Genomic DNA, 16,248 nt, shown 5'->3' on the forward strand with positions numbered 1-16,248 from the left:
CAGTTTACGGCAGGCCTGCGCGGGCCGCGGTATCGAGGCCAACATCCCGCGCAAGCGGCGCTCGGCCGACTGGCAGACCGACGATGACACGCCGCTCGACCCCGAACTCTACCGCCGACGCCTGGTCATTGAGCGCCTCAACGCCTGGCTTGACGGCTTCAAGACCCTGCTCGTGCGCTACGAAACCAGCTTGCAAAACTGGCTGGCCATGCACTGGTTGGCCTTCACCGTATTGTTGCTGCGCAAAATTGCCCCATCTTCTACTTCCTAAACAGCTTCAATAGGGAGTTCCAAACCCAATTTTCGAGCGTCAGCCCAGGAAATACGATGCTAGGTATTATGGAAGGCATCAATTCGTACCCGTAATTAGAATTTTTCCATGCCTGGTATTCTGTACCCTGCATCATACATAAAGTCAACAACAAGCTGAAAGAGACTGCCCATACTTTTATGGCCAACCAGTACCGGGTCCTGTTGAGATTGAATAACATTCCAAGACCCAGCAAAACTATCAACTGAATGATTGGTGCAAGAAACAGCACGGAGTATACAATTAGATTCGCAACTGTGCTTACAACTACTTTAAGTTGCTTTTCTTGGCCATCTTCTTGATCTTCTCCTTCACGGCGTCTAAGACAAAGTCGTGAATGGAAATACGGTCCCGCTTCGGCAAGCTGTCCTGAATGGCCCGTATCTGGGCCAGTTCGCTTTCGTAGATTTTGAACGTAAAGGACTTGAGTTTATCCTCCTCGGGTGTATGCTTAGCAGTAGTCACTACCGATGGCTCCAGAACGGAACCGCCTTTGCTGATCATTTCCTGCATCGCCGCATTCGATAGCGAAGCAGGTGGCGTAGGAGGGAGGCCGAGCTTCGGTTTTTTGGTGGCCATAAGTTGCGTGTAGTGTTGTGATGCAACATCTGTTTATACAAGCTTATTTAGTTGTAAAACAGGTTGTGTTTTCAGATTATTATTTGGTTGCTGAAAGTACGGACTGGATGCTCGCACACAGTTCATTAACCTCAGTAATGGCTTTATCATCGATCGGCTTGACTTCCAATACGCCCAGCCCAGCGGCTGCGGCATTGGCGAAGCAGATGCGGTTGCCTACCGATGTCTCTAAGAATTGCAGGTACTCAGAGCCCCGCAGTAGTTCGGCTGCTTCTTCCTTATAGGTGCCGCGCGCATCAGCCTTGTTGATGAAAGTGAGCGAGCGCAGGCCTGGATTAAAAGGTACCACTTCAGCTATCAGGTTTTCTACTTTGCGCAGAGTCCAGATATCGAGGGAGCGGGGAGCGAAGGGAACCAGGTACACGTTCGAGATAGTGAGGGCCGAGCGCTGGCTGACGGTATCCCGACCACCGGTGTCGATCACGATGTCGTCGCACTTGGTGGCAAGGCGCTGCACCTGAGCATTGAGTTCCCGGCCGGTAACCTTGACAGCTGTGTAGCCCAGGTCTCCATCGAGCGACTGATGACGGAAGGATGTAAAGTCCGTGGCCGACTCCTGGTCGTCGGCATCAATGAGAATAACGTCTCGTCCCTGTTGTAGCAGGTAGATCGTCAGATTCGTTGCTATCGTGGTTTTACCACTTCCGCCCTTAATGCCACCTACCGTGTAGATCATGTTGTCGTATTTGAACTGGTGCAGGTTGTGATTCTAGTTGTAAAACTAGTTGTTTTGACTGAACAAGCAATATAATATTGGCCTTGGTTAAAAGTTCGGTCTAAAAGTCGCATTTGGAGCATAATGGAACGTGGAAAATGGATAGTGTAGCACTAAAACGGCCCTTTTCGGGTTCAATTGCAGCAACGCCTTGTTTGCCCCCTCAGCAATGGGGAAATGGTATCCGAAACAGGTTTACGCAATCAAAATACCACTAATGCCTTAAACACGGCTTTTCAGTACTAACGCCAGCGTGGCCATCTGGCAAATGCGACTTTTGGACTAAACTTTTAACCAAGGCCAAACTCCGGGTTCTGATGCAAAGTCATTGGATGTTCCACGAGACGCGGTTGGGTAGGGCCCCGGCACTCAGGCCTAGGCGGTAGGTAGTCAAGGGATTGAGGGTGGCACGTAATGTGGCCGCACCTTTGCAGTCGGTTAGCCGCTCCAGCAATGCGCCCAGTACGGCGCGGGCCCGGGGCGGCCCCTGGGCCGCGGCCAGCTCCGTGAGGCGGCGCCGGGCGGCCGGGGAAAGGCGGGTGATTTCGCGCTGCACCCGGGCCAGTACCTCATCGGAGCTGGTGTCGGGAATGCGGCGCATGTCCCGCAGCACTTCCAGCCATTGTAGCAGGGGCACGTCGCTGGCCCGTTCCGGGGCCGGACGCACCACGAACCCCACGCGCCGGGGTGGGGTGCGCCGCGGTCGGGGAGTGGTCACAGTCATTTCGGCTGGTACCTGGGTGGTCAGGCCCAACTGGTTGTAGAGGCTCACGCCCGCCCGGTAGGCCAGCGGTGCGCCGCCGGCAGCCGTGAGCGTACGCAATACGGCTCCCTCAGAAGGCTGGCCTTGGTTAAAAGTTTGGTACAAAGGTTAAACAGGCTAGTGAGAATTGTCTGACTCTCGGCGGGAGGCCCGCGCCTGCTACGGCTAACCTTTTTCACAAACTTCCCGTGCGCTTAGCCCCGGCGGGGTAATCGAGCTCGCCCAACACCGGCCCGAAGGCCCATTGGCCCGCCAAAAAGGCCAGCCTGGAGGCCGGGCCAGCGCGGCAGCGGCGGGTTTCGCTACCTTTAAAGCCTATGAGCACGACCGCCCGGCCCCCAGAACCGCAGAAGACCCCGCCTCTGGTGAGCGGCTCCACCATTGCCCTGGCGTGGCTGCTGTTCAGCGGGTTCATGGTGCTGCTGATTTTCGTGCAGAACCTCTCGGCCGGCACGCCCACCGACTGGCGCGAGGCCTTGGGCGGGCGCCTGCTGCACGGCCTGATTTGGGGGCTGCTCACGCCGGTGGTGTTTGCCCTGGCGGCCCGCTTCAACCTCCTCGAGAGCCGCCACCGGCTGCGGCACCTGCTGGCCCACGCGGCGGCCAGCTACGTCCTCACGCTTGCTTACCGCCTCGTGTACGCCGCCGTGATGCACGGCAGCGGGGCCGTGCCGGGCCGGGTTTCCCTTGCCGAGGTCGTGGCCAACGCCAACAACTGGGTGCCCATTTACTGGATGCTGCTCTGCATCGCCTACGCCGTGCAGTACCGCGAGCGGTACCGCGAAGGCCGGGTGCGGGCCGCCCAGCTCGAAACCCAGCTGGTGCAGGCCCAGCTGCAGGCCCTGAAAATGCAGCTCCAGCCGCACTTTCTCTTCAATTCCATGAACGCCGTGTCGGCCCTGATGAGCCAGGACGTGAAAGCTGCCCGGCGCATGCTGGCCCAGCTCAGCCAGTTTCTGCGGCTGGTGCTGGAAGGCACCGACGAGCAGGAAGTGACCCTGGAACAGGAGCTGCGCCTCACCCGACTCTACCTCGAAATTGAGCAAACCCGCTTCCCCGACCGGCTGGCCGTGCGCTACGACATTGCCCCCGATACCGAAGGGGCGCTGCTGCCCGCCCTGCTACTGCAGCCAGTGGTGGAAAACGCCGTGCGCCACGGCCTGGCGCCCCGCGCCGGGGCCGGTGAGCTGGCCGTGCGGGCCGAAAAACAGGGCGACCGGCTGCTGCTGCAAGTGCAGGACAACGGCCGGGGCGCGGCCGACACCGCCGCGCGGGGCATCGGTCTGCGCAACCTGGAAAGCCGGCTGGCCACGCTCTACGGCCCGGACTATGCCCTGGCGGTGGAGTCGGCCCCGGCGTGCGGCTACTGCCTGCGCCTGTCCATCCCGTTCCGGCGGGCGGCGGCCGGCGTTACCCCAGAGCCCGCATGAGGCCCATCCGCACGCTGCTGGTCGACGACGAGCCCCTGGCACGCAGCCTGCTGCGCGAGCTGTTGGCCGATTTTCCGGCGCTGGCCGTAACGGGCGAAGCCGCCAACGGCACCGAGGCCCTCGCCGCCCTGCACACCGGCGCATACGACGTCGTTTTCCTTGATGTGCAGATGCCCGACCTTGATGGCGTGCAGGTGCTGCGGCGGCTGCAGGCGGCCGGCCAGCCGCTCCCGCTGGTGGTGTTCGTGACGGCCTACGACCAGTACGCGGTGCAGGCCTTCGCCCTGCACGCCGTCGATTACCTGCTCAAACCGCTGGACCCCGACCGGTTTGCCGACTGCGTGGGCCGGGTGCAGCAGCAGCTGGCGCTGCGCCAGGACCAGGCCCGCGTCCCCGAGCTGGAGGCCCTGCTGCACAGCTGGACCGCCCCGGCGGCCGACTACCAGGACCAGTTTCTGGTGAAACTGCCGGCGCGCAGCTTCTTCGTGCCGGCCGCCGAGGTGTGCTACTTCGAAGCCACCGGCAACGGCGTGCTGCTGCACGCGGCCGGCGGGCACTACCCGCTGCGCACGGCCCTGGGCCAGCTGGCCGAGCGGCTCGACCCGGCCGTGTTCCTACGCATCCACCGCTCGTGCATCATCAACCCGGCCCACATCGTCGACTTCAAGCATTGGTCGCACGGCGAGTACCTGTTTCGCATGGCCAACGGGCAGCACGTCACCTCCTCGCGCAGCTACAGCGCCGGGGTGCAGCAGCTGCTCAAGCGCTTCGCCTGAGCCGGGCCGGGCAGCAAAAGGCCGGTTCACCCCGGGATAGGTCCAGTTGGCCCGTGTCGGGCGTTCATCTTCTGGAGTTGCCCGTTAGCGCACCAGCCCCCCGCTAACGGGGCGGCCCCGGTGCACGACATGACCAAATCCCTCCTCTTTTTGCTGGCGCTCACCTTCGGCGGAGCCGTTGCGGCCCGCGCCCAACACCACCCGGCCAGCGCCCCCCCGATGCCGGGCATGGCCGGCATGCACATGAACCACGGCATGGCCGCCCCGGGCACCCCGGTCGCCGCCTTCCAGCACGGCATGGATTCGGTGATGGTGGTGATGGACGAGGGCATGCGCCGCATGACCGGCGCCAACCCCAACGACATCGACGCCAGCTTCGCGGCCATGATGCTGCCCCACCACCAGGGTGCCGTGGACATGGCCCGCCTGCAGCTGCTCTACGGCAAAGACCCGGCCCTGCGCCGCCTCGCCCAAAGCATCATCGCCGAGCAGCAGGTCGAGATTCAGCAGATGGCCGCCTGGCTGAAGCAGCATCCGGTGGCGAGCCAGAGTTCTGGCAAATAGCGCCCAATCAATCAGAACCGTCATGCTTCGACTACGGCTGCGCTCCTGGCTTGATGCGCCACATGCTTAGCATGACGTTCTTTTCCCCAATCCCAAATGAAATTTTCCCTTCTCCCCGGTCTGTTGCTCATTACCAGCGCCGCCGCGGCCCAGGCCGTGAGCCACCGCGACCGGGTGTACACCGCCGACCAGATTTCCAACACCGTTTCGGTCATCGACCCCGTCGACAACAAGCTGCTGGGCCAGATTGTGCTGGGCAAGCCGCAGCCCGATTTGCTCTCGGCGCTCTACAAAGGGCAGGCGCTGGTGCACGGCCTGGGCGCTTCGCCCGACCACAAATTGCTGGCCGTGGTGTCGGTGGGCTCCAATAACGTCACGTTCATCGAAACGGCTACCAATGCCATCCGGGGCAGCGTGTACGTGGGCCGCGCCCCGCACGAGGCTACGTTCCGGCCCGACGGCAAGGAGGCCTGGATAACGGTGCGCGGCGAGGACTACCTCTCCGTCATCGACGTGGCCACGCTGCGCGAAACCCGCCGCGTGCCCGTGCCCAACGGCCCCGGCCAGATTGCCTTCAGCCCCGACGGCCAGCGCGCCTTCGTGTGCTCCAGCTTTTCGCCCGAGCTGGCGGTGGTGGACGTGGCCACCTACAAAGTCATCAAAAAAGTCCCCGTGGTGAGCCCCTTCTCGCCCAATATCTTCCCTACCCGGGACGGCCAGCAAATCTGGTTCACGCACAAGGACGTGGGCAAGGTGTCGGTGCTGGATACCAAGACGCTCACCATCAGCGGCGTGCTGACGACCGGCCCCATCTCCAACCACGTGGCCACGGTGGACGTGGCCGCCGGCAAGCTGGCCTACGTGACGGTGGGCGGCGAGGACGTGGTGAAGGTGTACAGCCGCGCCCCGGGTTTTAAGCAGCTGGCCACCATTCCGGTGGGGGCGCTGCCGCACGGCATCTGGCCCTCGGGCGATGGCAGCCGGGTGTACGTGGGTCTGGAAAACGGCGACTCGGCCGTGGCCATCAGCACCGCGAGCAATAAAGTGCTGGCCAAAATAAAAGTCGGGCAGGCCCCGATGGCCCTGATGTACGTGCCCAACGCCGTGCCGGCCGGCGCGGCCGGCGCCACCGGCCTGGGCCGGCAGCTGGTGGACCAGCCCGCCATCGTCCGCACCTTGAAGCCACCTACGCCCGGCCCCGCCACCGGCACCATGACCCTGCGCTCGGAAGGGCTGGTGGATTTGGCCACTTTCGCCCTGCGCGGCCTGACGCCCAACACCGACTACGACATCTTCCTGACCAGCGGCACCAAGGCACCCTACCCCCGTGACTACGCCCTGACCACCGTGCGCACCGACGCCAAAGGCGGGGCCATGGGCCAGGCGCTAGGGCCGGTGCAGCGCATCGCGGGCGGGGATTTGAATACATCCGGCAAAACGTTTTCGCGGGTAATCGTGGCGCCCAAAGCCGCTGACAGCGAACCCGTTTTGGTGGCCGAATAGTCCGCCTTTGGACGCCCACCCAAAGGCCATTAATGGCCGCCGGGACAACCATTCCTGCTGCAATGCCGAGCTAATCTAAACTGAATTCACTTGTAACCACAACCCTACAACATGCAATCCATTTTCAATCAACACACTGGCATCAGCTCGCGGGCGCAGTCGCTCAAACGGTTTCTGCTGCCGGTGGCGGCGTGTGCGCTGCTGCTCGGCGGCTGCAAGAAAGACAACGAGGCCATCGCCGACACCAGCGCGCCGCCGGTGCTCAACATCGTCTCGCCGGTGGAGGGCGCGACCATCATGCCCGGCGGGCGGCTGGGCAACGCCACCACGGCCGACTACAACGGCACGGGCTTCGCCATCAACCTGGAAATCGTGACCAAGGACACCGTCACCATCCCCACCAAGGAAAGCCTCAACATCCGCAACACCGCCGCCCTAGGCCAGCCCAACGTGAACCTGCCCGGCTTCACGGCCAGCCTCGACGTGGACCTGATTAAGCCCGACGGCGGCACCATCCCCAAGGGAACCAACCTGGCCTCGCTCTTCAACATTGCGGGCACCGACGACACGCCCGGCCCCGGCGTGACCACCTGGGTGAGCTGGCACGTGCTGGAGTCGGTGGCGGCCGGTACTACCAGCTGCACGCTGACTACTTCCGTAACGGACCGCGCCGGCCGCAAGGTCACGGCCACCCGCTTGCTGAAGGTAGGCCCCGGACCCAACGGGGCCCTCAGCGGTGAGGCCCTGACGCCCGCCCCCAAACCCATCACTTACGGCACGGTGGACAACCCCGACGGCCCCACGGTGACCATGATTGCCCCGCGCACCCCCTCCAGCATCAGCCCCGGCATCCAGACGGCGGGTGTGCTGCCGGCCCCGCCCACCAGCGGCGCGCTGTTTTTCATCCAGGTGTCGGCGCTCGATAAGTCGCGCAACGGCATCAACGTGGCCGAAAACGGGGACGGTGCCTTCGGCAAGCCCGCCGCTGACCGCGGCACGATTGAAGACAAGACGCAATCCAACGCCGGCGTGAACCGCTACGTGCCGGGCCTGAAAGTCACCTTCGACGTGCCCCTGCTCCAGCCCAACGGCAACGTGATTCCGGCCGGCGGCAACCTAGCCCCGGTGTTCAACACAGCCGGCAGCGAGCTGGACCCGAGCGGCTTCGTGCGCACCACCTTCGGCTGGAGCGTGGGCGGCACCCTGCAGCTGGGCGGCAAAACCAGCGTCACCATCAAAGCCGCCGTAACCGACGCGGCGGGCAAAACCGGCAGCGCCACCCAGGTGGTGCAAATCAGCCCCGTGGCCAACGGCCAGCTGCTGACCCCGGCCCCGCGCTAAGGCCCTGAATTTTAGGCCGTAGCCCCGTAACGGCCCGAAGGCTGGCCCGTTTCACGACGAGCCAGCCTTCATTTTTTAGCATCCCTTCCACTCCATTTTATTTTTCCATGCGCATTCCTAACTTCTCCACTTTCGCCCTCGCGGCCACCCTGCTGCTCGGGGCCTGCTCGAAAAATAACGATGAGGACGCCCAGCCCGACATGGTAGTGCCGGCCGACCCCGGCCCTCAAGCGCCCAGCGCCAGCGACCGGGTGTACACGTCCGACCAGTCGTCGAACACGGTGTCGGTGCATGACCCGAACACCAACCAGCTGCTGGGCGTGATTCGCCTGGGTAAAGGGCGGCCCCAGTTCCTGAGCCCGCTCTACGACCGGGAAACCAACGTGCACGGCATGGGCGTCTCGCCCGACGGCAAGACGCTGGGCGTCATTGCTACCCTTACCAACGCGGTGGTGTTCATCGACCTGGCCACCAACGCCATTAAGAACACCGTGTATGTGGACCGTAATCCCCACGAGGGCTTTTTCACGCCCGACGGCAAGCAGTTCTGGGTGACGGTACGCGGGGCCGACTACGTAACGGTGATTGACGTGGAGAAAATGCAGGCCGTGAAAAACATCAAGACTGCGCCGGGCCCCGGCATGGTGGTGTTCCGGCCTGACGGCAAGGTGGCCTTTGTGGACCACTCCTTCACGGCCGAGCTGGATGTGGTGGATGTGAAAACCCGCGAAGTAATAGCGCGCGTACCGGTGGTGAGCAAGTTTTCCCCTAACCTGGCCGTAACGGCCGACGGCCAGCAGGTATGGCTTACGCACAAGGACGTGGGCAAGGTGACGGTGGTGAATGCCCAGACCTACGCCGTGGAGGGCGTGATTGACACCGGCCCCGGCACCAACCACGTGAACCTGGCCGGCCCCGGCGGTGGCACCCGCTTCAGCGGCGCGGCGGCCGGCGACTTTGCCTACGTAACCGTGGGCGGCGAAAACGCGGTGAAGGTATACACCCGCCAACGCCAGTTGGTGGCCACCATTCCGGTGGGCCCCAATCCGCACGGCGTGTGGCCCAATGGCGACGGCAGCAAGGTGTACGTAGGCCTGGAATACGGCGACGCGCTGGTGAGCATCGATACCAAAACCAATACCAAGCTGAGCGAAACTCCCAGTGGCCAGGACCCGAACGCCATCATTTACGTGGTGAAGGCCGGCGGTGGCAGTCCCGGCACCGGCAACCTGGAAGCCTTTGTGCCAGTCGCGCCCGTTAACCTGCGCCTGGTACCCGTCGGTACGCAGCCGGTACCCGGGGTAGGCGGCGTGGCCGTTATCCGGCCGGTAGAAGACGTGGACGAGTTGATTCTGGCTCTCAAGCGGCTGGCCCCGAACACGAACTACACCTTATACTTATCGGACAATAAAACCACGCTGGTGGCCCCGGAGCCCGTCATTTCTTTCAAAACCGATGCCGAGGGCGCGGTCGAAGTCAACGCCTACTACCAGATTCGGCTGCGGCTGGCGGGGCGCTTTGCCGTGGTGGTGCTCGGCGACAAGAACCCGGCCGGCGCGGTCACGCTCACGCAGCCGTAAGCCGGCCGCCGACCAAAAAGGCCCCTGGTGCATGAGGCATCAGGGGCCTTTTTTTATGGGCGTAAACTCTTTCGCCTCGGGTAGCGCCGGGTGGGCCTTTGCCGCTCACCTACCGCCGCCAGCCGGGAGCTGGCAGGCCGCCAGCTCCCGGCGGTGCGCCCGAAAGCGCAGCAGCCCTACCGCCAGCACCAATCCCGCCACGGCCAGCGCGGAGTAGCCCAACCGGCCGCCCCGCTCGGGGTGAAATTGAAGGAGCGCCAACCCGAAGCCCACCAGTGCCAGGCTGGTGCGCACGTAGGTGAGCAAGGTCCGCTCATTGGCCAGCCGGGTCCGTTGCAGGGCCAGCCGGTCCGACAGGGTGAGGGGGTTGGTGGGGGTAAGCGGCATGGGGGTGGGCTACGTGAGGGTAATGGCCGCGCCCGGTTCGGCCAGCCGGTGAAACGTGATGCCGTGCTTCTCAAAGTACGGCCCGTAGTTCGCGTATCGCTGCTGCACGAAGAAGGGCTTGATGTAGCCGTCGTGCACTGGCAGAATCTGCTGCGGTCGCATTTTCAGGGCGAAATCGGCCACCACGAGCTCCGTGAGAAAAGGCGCGGTGATGGGCAGAATGAGCAGCTCCACGCCCGCGAAGGGGAGCAGATTATGGGCAAAAGAGTCGGCCGGGTTCAGCACCTTGCCATTCACCAGCCAGGCTGTCATCTGTGGCAAGGGGCTGTCGAGAATGGCCTCGTGCTGCACCGGCAGGGCGTGCAGCTGAAACGCGCCCAACTCCAGGGGGCCTTCCTCGTGGATTTGCACGGCCAGGCCGTGCTTTTTCAATTCGGCCGCCACTTCACGATTGGAAATGATGACGGCCTGGCGCAGGGCCACGATTTTCTTTAGCGCCACCACATCAAGGTGGTCGGGGTGGTCGTGGGTAATGAGGACGACCGAGACGTCCTTAAAAACCTCCGGCTGCACCAGGCCTTCGTTGAAGGAAAACTTGCCGGGGTCGAAGAGAATTTGTTGGCCATCCAGCTCAAACAGCAGGCAGGAATGGATGTACTTGGTGATTTTCATGACCAGACTTAAATAGTGGGGCAGGACGGAAATGCGCGCCGAGAAGAGCGGAAATTTAACTAGCAAACGCTTACGGAAACCAGCGCTGCTAGACCCCTGCCGCCTCCTGCTGCTGGCGCAGGTACGCATACAGCCCGCCCAGCACCAGCCCGAACACCGCGTTGGCAACAAAAAAGTACGCCATGCCGCCGGCCGTCAGCACGTGCCCGCCCGCCAAGCCCTGCCCCAGCAGCGGCAGCACCACGAAGCCGTTGAGGACCCAGGGCAGCAGCGAAAACAGGCCGCCTTTTACCCAGCCATTGCCCGGCAGCCGGGGTTCGAACACCAGCACGTACAGCCCCACCATGCCCAGCCCCGTGAGGTAATGAAACAGCAGCTTGAAGCCCTCGGCTTTGACCACGGGCAGCAGCCCGGCCGGCAACACCGGCGTGGTATGCAGCAGCACAAGCTTGAGCAGGCCACCGCTTTCGGCGTTGACGGCCATCAGCGGGGCCGCTTTCAGCACCAGCGTATTAGCGGTGATGGCGACCACGCCGGCCAGCAGGCCCAGGTACAGGCGGGGGTGTTTTTTCATGGGAGGGAGCAGAATGGAAATAGGACAGGCAATGGGGGAGTATACGGCCACCCACGCGGCACCATTTGGCCCCGATGGGTTCTTCAGTCGCCCAGCCAGCGGTCGGCCACCAGGCCCAACGCGTAGTTAAGCTGCACCAGCAGCAGCAGCCCCGCCCCGGCCGGCACGCTGAGCAAGCACAGGCCCGCCGCTGCCGCGTACTGCACCTGCATCAGGCCCAGGCGGCGCACCAGGGCCCGGCCCACGGCCGCGTGCTCGGGCCGCAGCAGTCCGTGGCGCTGGGCGTAGCGGTAGCTGCCCAGCAACGCCCCGCCCAGCAGCAGCAGGTTGGCCCAGTACACCAGCACGGCCCCGCGCAGGGGAAAATGGGTGGTGAGAAACGCCGTGGAAAAGGGCAGCAGCCCCACCACCAGCAGAAAGGCAATGTGCCACCAGGCCAGCCGGCGGTCGCTGCGCGCCAGGTAGGTGAACTGCGTGCTCTGGCACACCCAGAAAATGCCCAGCGAGAGAAACCCCAGCACGTAGCCCCCGATGCTGGGCAGCAGCGCCCGCAGGGCCGGTCCCACGTCGGCCTCGGTGCGCACGAGGGCGGCGGCCGGCACCCGCAGGTTGAGCACGAGCAGGGTCATGGCGATGGAAAACACGCCGTCGCTGAGTGACTCGATGCGGCGCAGGCTCTGGCCCGCTACTTCAGTGTAGGCCAGGGGCGGTGCGTGGGACGAAGACTGGGCCATCGGCTAGCGCGGCGAACCGCCCGCCCGCCGGGTTTTGCGCGGGGCGGGGGCCTGGCGATGGTCCAGCCGGTCTTCCTCCCGAACGAGCTTGGGCTCTTTGCTCAGGCTTTGGCCGTGGTTCACGCGGCCGTCGCGCATCATGCGGCGGTTTTCGCGCAGCAACTTGTCGTCGGTTTTGCCTTCTTTTTTGAGCATTTTGCCGCCTTCCTGGCCGTGACCCGGTGGGTTGATGGCGGTGAGCAGCAGGCCGGTCAGGGCGAGCAGGCCGGGGAGTTGAGCGAGACGGGTCATGGGGTTTGGATGATGGAGAAGCGGTTGCCGCAGGTACGGCGGCCCGTATTTTCAAACTTGCTTTGTTAGCCCAGCTGCAAGCGAAACAGCGTGGAAAGCGTGCCCGCCACCAGAGCCCAGGCCATGCCCGTAAGCAGGTACTGTTTGGCAATGGTCTTGGGGTCCTGGCTGAATACGTAGCGAAACAGCCAGTGCGGCGTTTCGTGGTCGGCCGGGGGGGCGGCGGGCAACGGGGTGCTAGGCACCGGCATCGGAAGCGAAGGAATAGCCATGCGAATGCGGGAAAGCAAGGTGGAATAGTGAAAACCAAGAGCCATTTGCCCGTCCTGCTGAGCGCAGCCGAAGCAGGACGTTCTTCGTGTTTGCTTTCCGGCCGCCAACGCCCGGCCTATTCCCAGCCGTTGCGGCGGAAAATGGCGTGCCCGTCGGCCGACTGCAGAAAGGCCACGAACTGCCGGGCCGCGGCGGCCTGCGTGGTGCGCTGGGTGAGGGCAATGGGCGTGCCCCGACTCACGCGCTGGTCGCGGGGCAGGCGCACGAGGGCCGAGCCGGGCAGGCGCGGCTGCCAGGAGGCATAGGTTATCCAGGCGTCGTAGTCCTGGGGCTTTTGCTGCCAGAGGTCCACGGCCTCGGCGCTGGTTTTGACCGACGTTTTGGTGTTGTGCTGCAGGTTGCTGATGAGGGCGCTGCTGCGGGCCATGTCCTCGGTCATGCCCATCTGGCCGGCCCCGTTCACGTCGAGCAGGCGCACGCCGGGCCGGGCCAGGTCTTCGAGCCGCTTGATGTGCAGCGGGTTGCCGGGGCGCACCAGCACCGCCGACTCCCGGGCGTAGAGGCTGGTGCGGCTGGCTTCGTCGATAAAGCCGGGGTGGGCCAGCGCCGTTTGGGTGAGCATGTACTCGGCCCCGCCGTACACCAGGTCGGCGTCCTGCTGCGCCTGGGCCAGCCACTTGGGCTCGGGGCCGGCCGTGACGGCCACGTCCAGGCCGGTTTGTTTGGTGAAGGCGGCGGCGCATTCCTTCATGGCCGTGGCCGGGCCGCCGGGGCCGTACACGTGCAGGGTTTGGGCGGCGGCCGGCGCGGCCGCGAGCAGAGCAGGAGACATGAGCAATAGAGCGAAGCGGCGGAGCCGGGTAAGCGGGGATGTTTTCATGGGTATTAGCGCGTTACTTAACGGGCGGCAAAAAGCCGTATTTCTGGTACACGGCCTGCCCGTCTGGGCTGTTAAGGAAGGCCACAAAGTCTTCGGCGGCCTTGGCGTGGGGCGCGGCTTTCATCACCCCGGCCACGTAGTTGGCCATGATGTTTTCCTTGGCCGGGATGGCCACGCTTTCCACCGGGTGGCCCAGCATTTTCTGATAAAAGGCCTCCGTGTACCACACCGGGGCCGCGTCGGACTGGTCGTAGAGCACCCGCAGGGGCGACTGGCGGTGGTGAATCTGGGTCAGGTAAGTGCTGCCGGCTTTCACTTTGGTCGTCATCACGGCCGTTTTCAAGGCCGCGCCCCCGGCCTTCTCGTACGATTCCTCGATGCGCTTGCCGATGCCTTCCCATTCGGGGTTAGGCATGCTCACGCGCACCTCGGGCCGGCCCAAATCGCGCAGGCTGGTCACCTTCTTGGGGTTGCCCTGGCGCACGAGGATGGCCAGCCGGTTCTGGGCGTAGCTGGTGGTGCGGGCAAACCACTCCGGCGTCATATCCATGCGGTTTTTGCCGGCCGCGTACACGTCGGGCTTCAGCTCGATGCGCAGGTTGCCTACTACCAGGCTGCCCTGCGTAATCTGCTTAGCCAGGATGCCGGGCGGCAGCGTTTCCACGAAAATGCGCACGTACTCGGGGTGGGCCTTGCGGAACTCCTTCAGCAAATCATCGAGCACCATGAACTGGTTGCCCCCGAAAAACACCACCAACTGCGGGTCCACCACGTCGCCGTAGAGGTCGGGCGCGTTGTCGATGCCCGGCACCGTGAAGGGCACTCCAGCCTGAAACGGCGCGTTCCAGGGCGGGTCAAAGCGGTGGGCCGGCTCGGGCGGCGTGGGCTTTTGGATAGGCATGGTCTGGGCGAAAAGGGCGGCCGGGGCGGCCAGTGCCAGCGCCAGCAGCAGGTGCGGAAGGGGTTTCATGGGGTTGGGTAAGGAAAGCGGAGAAAAGCACGAAAGCAGCGGAGAGCCCGGCGCTACGGATGCACCAGCGACCAGCCCTGGGCCTGCCGGATAATAAGCTCGCCGTTGCCGCTGGGCACGTAGGAAATCAGCGGCAGCAGCTCGTCCTTGCTCATTTTCCTTTCCTTCAGCGTGTTCAGGCACTGGGCCAGAATCACGCCTTTCTGCTTGAGGGCCGTGAGCTGGGCCTCGTAGGGCTGGTCCTTGCGGTAGAGCGTGGTGCCCCCGCCGAAGGCAATCAGCTCCACGGTGAGCTTGCCTTTAAGCCGGCTGTCCTCCAGCGCGTTGCCGATGTTACGCAGCGTCTGCTGGATGAGCTTGGGGTCGTCGCTGTCGAGCTGGTAGATGACATGGTACTGGGCCTGGTCGGCCGTGGCCCCTTGGAAGGCACCTTTTTGAAAAGCTTCGCGGTCATGCATGGCGGTGGCGTTGCGGGTGGCGGGCGTCTGGGCGCGGGCCGAGAGGGTGAGGCCGGCGAGCAGCGCGGCGGTCAGCAGCAGGTGTTTCATGGCAACTGGGGAAAGGGCACCACCGAAGCAGCGCGGTGAAAACGAAAGGGGTGAAACTGGAAATCGGTGCGGGGCTACTCGCCGCCCTTTTTGCCCGCTTCCATCGCCGCGTAGGGACCAAACTGGTGCTGGTGCTGCGTAAACCGGTCGGCGTAAGGCGGGTAAGGGCAGTCGGCGGGCTTCTTTTTCAGGTTGGGGTAGTCCTTTTCCAGGTGGGCCATGCGCGGGCGGGGCAGCGAGTTGATGTAGGCCGCCACGTCGTAGGCGGCGTCATCGGTGAGGATGCTGTGCTCGGCCGTGGCGCCGAAAGGCATGTTGGCCTTGATAAAGCGGGCCGCCGTTTGCAGGCGGTGCATGCCGGCCCCGTCGTTGTAGCTGTCGGGCCCCCACAGCGGCGGGTACTGGTAGCCATCGGCGGCCAGCGTGCCGTTGAGGCGGCCCTGGCCATTGGCTCCGTGGCAGCTGGTGCACTGCTGGGCGAAGACGATTTTGCCCTGCCCGAGATTCGCCTCGCGGTTGGGCATGGTGAACTTAACAAAACCCTGGCCCTTCACCTTCTCCCCCACTGGCACCTGGCGGCCCAGCCATTTCATGTAGGTGATGATGGCCTTCATCTCCTTGCCGTCCACCGGCAGGGGCCGGCCGTTGAGGCTGCGCGTCATGCACCCATTGATGCGGTCCTCCAGGGTGCTGATGGCATCCTCGCGCCCTTTGTAGGTGGGGTAAATGCCCCAGATGCCCACGTAGGGGGCCGAAAACGCCTTCTGGCCGGCCTGCAGGTGGCAGTTCTGGCAGGCCAGGTTGCTGCCGGCCAGCCGCAGGGCCGGGTTGGCCACTTGCGGGCCGAGGTAGTGGGCGGTGTGGGCAATCAGCTCGTGGCCGTAGCGGATGAGCTGGCCCTCCGGGTCGGGCTTCACGCTGTCGAGCACGAAGCGGGCGGGCTGGAAGAAGTTGGTTTTGCTCCCCACAGCCCCCCCGGCAACGTCAGGCAAGCCCGCCGCAGGCCCACTCGCAGCGGCGGCCGTCGTGGCCGGGGCATCGGCCAGCAGGTCGGGCGTTTTGGGGTTGAAGACGACGATGTAGGCCGTCACGGCTACTACCAGCACCATCAGGGCAATCACCCAGGTCAGCAGGCCAGCGATTTTGATGAAGGCCTGCTTGTCTTCCGGCTGCAGCCGAGGCGAGGGGTCGGGAGTGGTTTCCATGAGGCCAGGGAGAGAGGTGAAACAGGCGGCAATGGCCAGCCAGCGCGCAAAACAACTTGTTTTGCGGAATGCAGACAGTCAATTAGTTAAATC

General features: G+C 63.9%; 20 protein-coding genes. 7 read left to right on the forward strand and 13 right to left on the reverse strand.

Annotated features, from left to right (window positions below; genetic code table 11):
- Nucleotides 1–271 (forward strand): transposase (locus tag H145_RS21730; RefSeq protein ID WP_019949202.1); only part of this gene is annotated, 271 nt, incomplete at its 5' end.
- A 306-nt stretch (nt 272–577) separates the two neighbouring features.
- Here the strand turns inward: H145_RS21730 and H145_RS0116190 are convergent.
- The 3 genes from H145_RS0116190 to H145_RS21735 all read right to left on the reverse strand — a co-directional run bounded on the left by H145_RS0116190 (nt 578) and on the right by H145_RS21735 (nt 2,532).
- Nucleotides 578–889 carry a hypothetical protein gene (locus H145_RS0116190; protein WP_157541693.1) on the reverse strand — a complete coding sequence of 104 codons (312 nt, stop codon included), beginning with the start codon at nt 887–889 and terminating at the stop codon, nt 578–580.
- Nucleotides 890–968: 79 nt separating this feature from the next.
- Complete coding sequence (locus H145_RS0116195; RefSeq protein ID WP_019949205.1) at nt 969–1,625, reverse strand: AAA family ATPase; 657 nt, start codon at nt 1,623–1,625, stop codon at nt 969–971.
- Between the two features lie 364 nt (nt 1,626–1,989).
- Nucleotides 1,990–2,532 (reverse strand): hypothetical protein, encoded by a 543-nt coding sequence (locus H145_RS21735; protein WP_157541695.1) that lies wholly within the window; start codon nt 2,530–2,532, stop codon nt 1,990–1,992.
- Between the two features lie 212 nt (nt 2,533–2,744).
- Between H145_RS21735 and H145_RS22995 the strand changes: the two genes are divergently transcribed.
- The 6 genes from H145_RS22995 to H145_RS0116230 all read left to right on the forward strand — a co-directional run bounded on the left by H145_RS22995 (nt 2,745) and on the right by H145_RS0116230 (nt 9,621).
- Nucleotides 2,745–3,857: a sensor histidine kinase gene (locus H145_RS22995; protein ID WP_019949207.1), complete on the forward strand. Its 1,113-nt coding sequence runs from the start codon at nt 2,745–2,747 to the stop codon at nt 3,855–3,857.
- Nucleotides 3,854–4,633: a LytR/AlgR family response regulator transcription factor gene (locus H145_RS0116210; RefSeq protein WP_019949208.1), complete on the forward strand. Its 780-nt coding sequence runs from the start codon at nt 3,854–3,856 to the stop codon at nt 4,631–4,633. The genes H145_RS22995 and H145_RS0116210 overlap by 4 nt, the downstream gene beginning before the upstream one ends.
- Nucleotides 4,634–4,762: 129 nt before the next feature.
- Entirely contained in the window at nt 4,763–5,197 is a 435-nt protein-coding gene (locus H145_RS23000; protein WP_019949209.1) for a DUF305 domain-containing protein, read from the forward strand.
- 96 nt (nt 5,198–5,293) lie between these two features.
- Nucleotides 5,294–6,700: a YncE family protein gene (locus tag H145_RS0116220; protein WP_019949210.1), complete on the forward strand. Its 1,407-nt coding sequence runs from the start codon at nt 5,294–5,296 to the stop codon at nt 6,698–6,700.
- 111 nt (nt 6,701–6,811) lie between these two features.
- Nucleotides 6,812–8,041 carry a hypothetical protein gene (locus tag H145_RS0116225; protein WP_019949211.1) on the forward strand — a complete coding sequence of 410 codons (1,230 nt, stop codon included), beginning with the start codon at nt 6,812–6,814 and terminating at the stop codon, nt 8,039–8,041.
- A 107-nt stretch (nt 8,042–8,148) separates the two neighbouring features.
- A complete protein-coding gene (locus tag H145_RS0116230) occupies nt 8,149–9,621 on the forward strand; it encodes a YVTN family beta-propeller repeat protein (RefSeq protein WP_019949212.1) in 1,473 nt (490 codons plus the stop codon).
- 105 nt (nt 9,622–9,726) lie between these two features.
- On the opposite strand, the gene H145_RS21750 is transcribed toward H145_RS0116230, so the two are convergent.
- The 10 genes from H145_RS21750 to H145_RS21755 form a co-directional block, all read right to left on the reverse strand.
- Nucleotides 9,727–10,008: a YidH family protein gene (locus H145_RS21750; protein ID WP_019949213.1), complete on the reverse strand. Its 282-nt coding sequence runs from the start codon at nt 10,006–10,008 to the stop codon at nt 9,727–9,729.
- A 9-nt stretch (nt 10,009–10,017) separates the two neighbouring features.
- On the reverse strand, nt 10,018–10,680 hold the full coding sequence (locus tag H145_RS0116240; RefSeq protein ID WP_019949214.1) for an MBL fold metallo-hydrolase: 663 nt from the start codon (nt 10,678–10,680) through the stop codon (nt 10,018–10,020).
- Between the two features lie 88 nt (nt 10,681–10,768).
- Nucleotides 10,769–11,254, reverse strand: a complete 486-nt coding sequence (locus H145_RS0116245) for a hypothetical protein (RefSeq protein ID WP_019949215.1) — start codon at nt 11,252–11,254, stop codon at nt 10,769–10,771.
- A gap of 83 nt (nt 11,255–11,337) precedes the next feature.
- Complete coding sequence (locus H145_RS0116250) at nt 11,338–11,988, reverse strand: TMEM175 family protein (RefSeq protein WP_019949216.1); 651 nt, start codon at nt 11,986–11,988, stop codon at nt 11,338–11,340.
- A 3-nt stretch (nt 11,989–11,991) separates the two neighbouring features.
- A complete protein-coding gene (locus tag H145_RS0116255) occupies nt 11,992–12,279 on the reverse strand; it encodes a hypothetical protein (RefSeq protein ID WP_019949217.1) in 288 nt (95 codons plus the stop codon).
- 65 nt (nt 12,280–12,344) lie between these two features.
- Nucleotides 12,345–12,551 (reverse strand): hypothetical protein, encoded by a 207-nt coding sequence (locus H145_RS0116260; RefSeq protein ID WP_073112413.1) that lies wholly within the window; start codon nt 12,549–12,551, stop codon nt 12,345–12,347.
- A gap of 116 nt (nt 12,552–12,667) precedes the next feature.
- A complete protein-coding gene (locus tag H145_RS0116265) occupies nt 12,668–13,384 on the reverse strand; it encodes a substrate-binding domain-containing protein (RefSeq protein WP_019949219.1) in 717 nt (238 codons plus the stop codon).
- A 61-nt stretch (nt 13,385–13,445) separates the two neighbouring features.
- A complete protein-coding gene (locus H145_RS0116270; RefSeq protein ID WP_019949220.1) occupies nt 13,446–14,402 on the reverse strand; it encodes a molybdate ABC transporter substrate-binding protein in 957 nt (318 codons plus the stop codon).
- 53 nt (nt 14,403–14,455) lie between these two features.
- Nucleotides 14,456–14,950, reverse strand: coding sequence for a DsrE family protein (locus tag H145_RS0116275; RefSeq protein ID WP_019949221.1), 495 nt, complete (start codon nt 14,948–14,950; stop codon nt 14,456–14,458).
- A gap of 74 nt (nt 14,951–15,024) precedes the next feature.
- Nucleotides 15,025–16,155: a c-type cytochrome gene (locus H145_RS21755; protein ID WP_019949222.1), complete on the reverse strand. Its 1,131-nt coding sequence runs from the start codon at nt 16,153–16,155 to the stop codon at nt 15,025–15,027.
- Between the last annotated feature and the right edge of the window lie 93 nt (nt 16,156–16,248).

The organism is Hymenobacter aerophilus DSM 13606 (assembly GCF_000382225.1).
In the GTDB taxonomy this organism is placed as follows: domain Bacteria; phylum Bacteroidota; class Bacteroidia; order Cytophagales; family Hymenobacteraceae; genus Hymenobacter; species Hymenobacter aerophilus.

Coding starts and splice junctions, on each gene's coding strand:
- H145_RS0116265 (WP_019949219.1), bottom strand. CDS start 13,384: ATGTCTCCTGCTCTGCTCGCGGCCGCGCCGGCCGCCGCCCAAACCCTG.
- H145_RS0116250 (WP_019949216.1), bottom strand. CDS start 11,988: ATGGCCCAGTCTTCGTCCCACGCACCGCCCCTGGCCTACACTGAAGTA.
- H145_RS21750 (WP_019949213.1), bottom strand. CDS start 10,008: ATGCCGCTTACCCCCACCAACCCCCTCACCCTGTCGGACCGGCTGGCC.
- H145_RS0116195 (WP_019949205.1), bottom strand. CDS start 1,625: ATGATCTACACGGTAGGTGGCATTAAGGGCGGAAGTGGTAAAACCACG.
- H145_RS0116260 (WP_073112413.1), bottom strand. CDS start 12,551: ATGGCTATTCCTTCGCTTCCGATGCCGGTGCCTAGCACCCCGTTGCCC.
- H145_RS0116230 (WP_019949212.1), top strand. CDS start 8,149: ATGCGCATTCCTAACTTCTCCACTTTCGCCCTCGCGGCCACCCTGCTG.
- H145_RS0116275 (WP_019949221.1), bottom strand. CDS start 14,950: ATGAAACACCTGCTGCTGACCGCCGCGCTGCTCGCCGGCCTCACCCTC.
- H145_RS0116270 (WP_019949220.1), bottom strand. CDS start 14,402: ATGAAACCCCTTCCGCACCTGCTGCTGGCGCTGGCACTGGCCGCCCCG.
- H145_RS21755 (WP_019949222.1), bottom strand. CDS start 16,155: ATGGAAACCACTCCCGACCCCTCGCCTCGGCTGCAGCCGGAAGACAAG.
- H145_RS0116210 (WP_019949208.1), top strand. CDS start 3,854: ATGAGGCCCATCCGCACGCTGCTGGTCGACGACGAGCCCCTGGCACGC.
- H145_RS0116240 (WP_019949214.1), bottom strand. CDS start 10,680: ATGAAAATCACCAAGTACATCCATTCCTGCCTGCTGTTTGAGCTGGAT.
- H145_RS0116220 (WP_019949210.1), top strand. CDS start 5,294: ATGAAATTTTCCCTTCTCCCCGGTCTGTTGCTCATTACCAGCGCCGCC.
- H145_RS23000 (WP_019949209.1), top strand. CDS start 4,763: ATGACCAAATCCCTCCTCTTTTTGCTGGCGCTCACCTTCGGCGGAGCC.
- H145_RS0116245 (WP_019949215.1), bottom strand. CDS start 11,254: ATGAAAAAACACCCCCGCCTGTACCTGGGCCTGCTGGCCGGCGTGGTC.
- H145_RS0116225 (WP_019949211.1), top strand. CDS start 6,812: ATGCAATCCATTTTCAATCAACACACTGGCATCAGCTCGCGGGCGCAG.
- H145_RS0116190 (WP_157541693.1), bottom strand. CDS start 889: ATGGCCACCAAAAAACCGAAGCTCGGCCTCCCTCCTACGCCACCTGCT.
- H145_RS0116255 (WP_019949217.1), bottom strand. CDS start 12,279: ATGACCCGTCTCGCTCAACTCCCCGGCCTGCTCGCCCTGACCGGCCTG.
- H145_RS22995 (WP_019949207.1), top strand. CDS start 2,745: ATGAGCACGACCGCCCGGCCCCCAGAACCGCAGAAGACCCCGCCTCTG.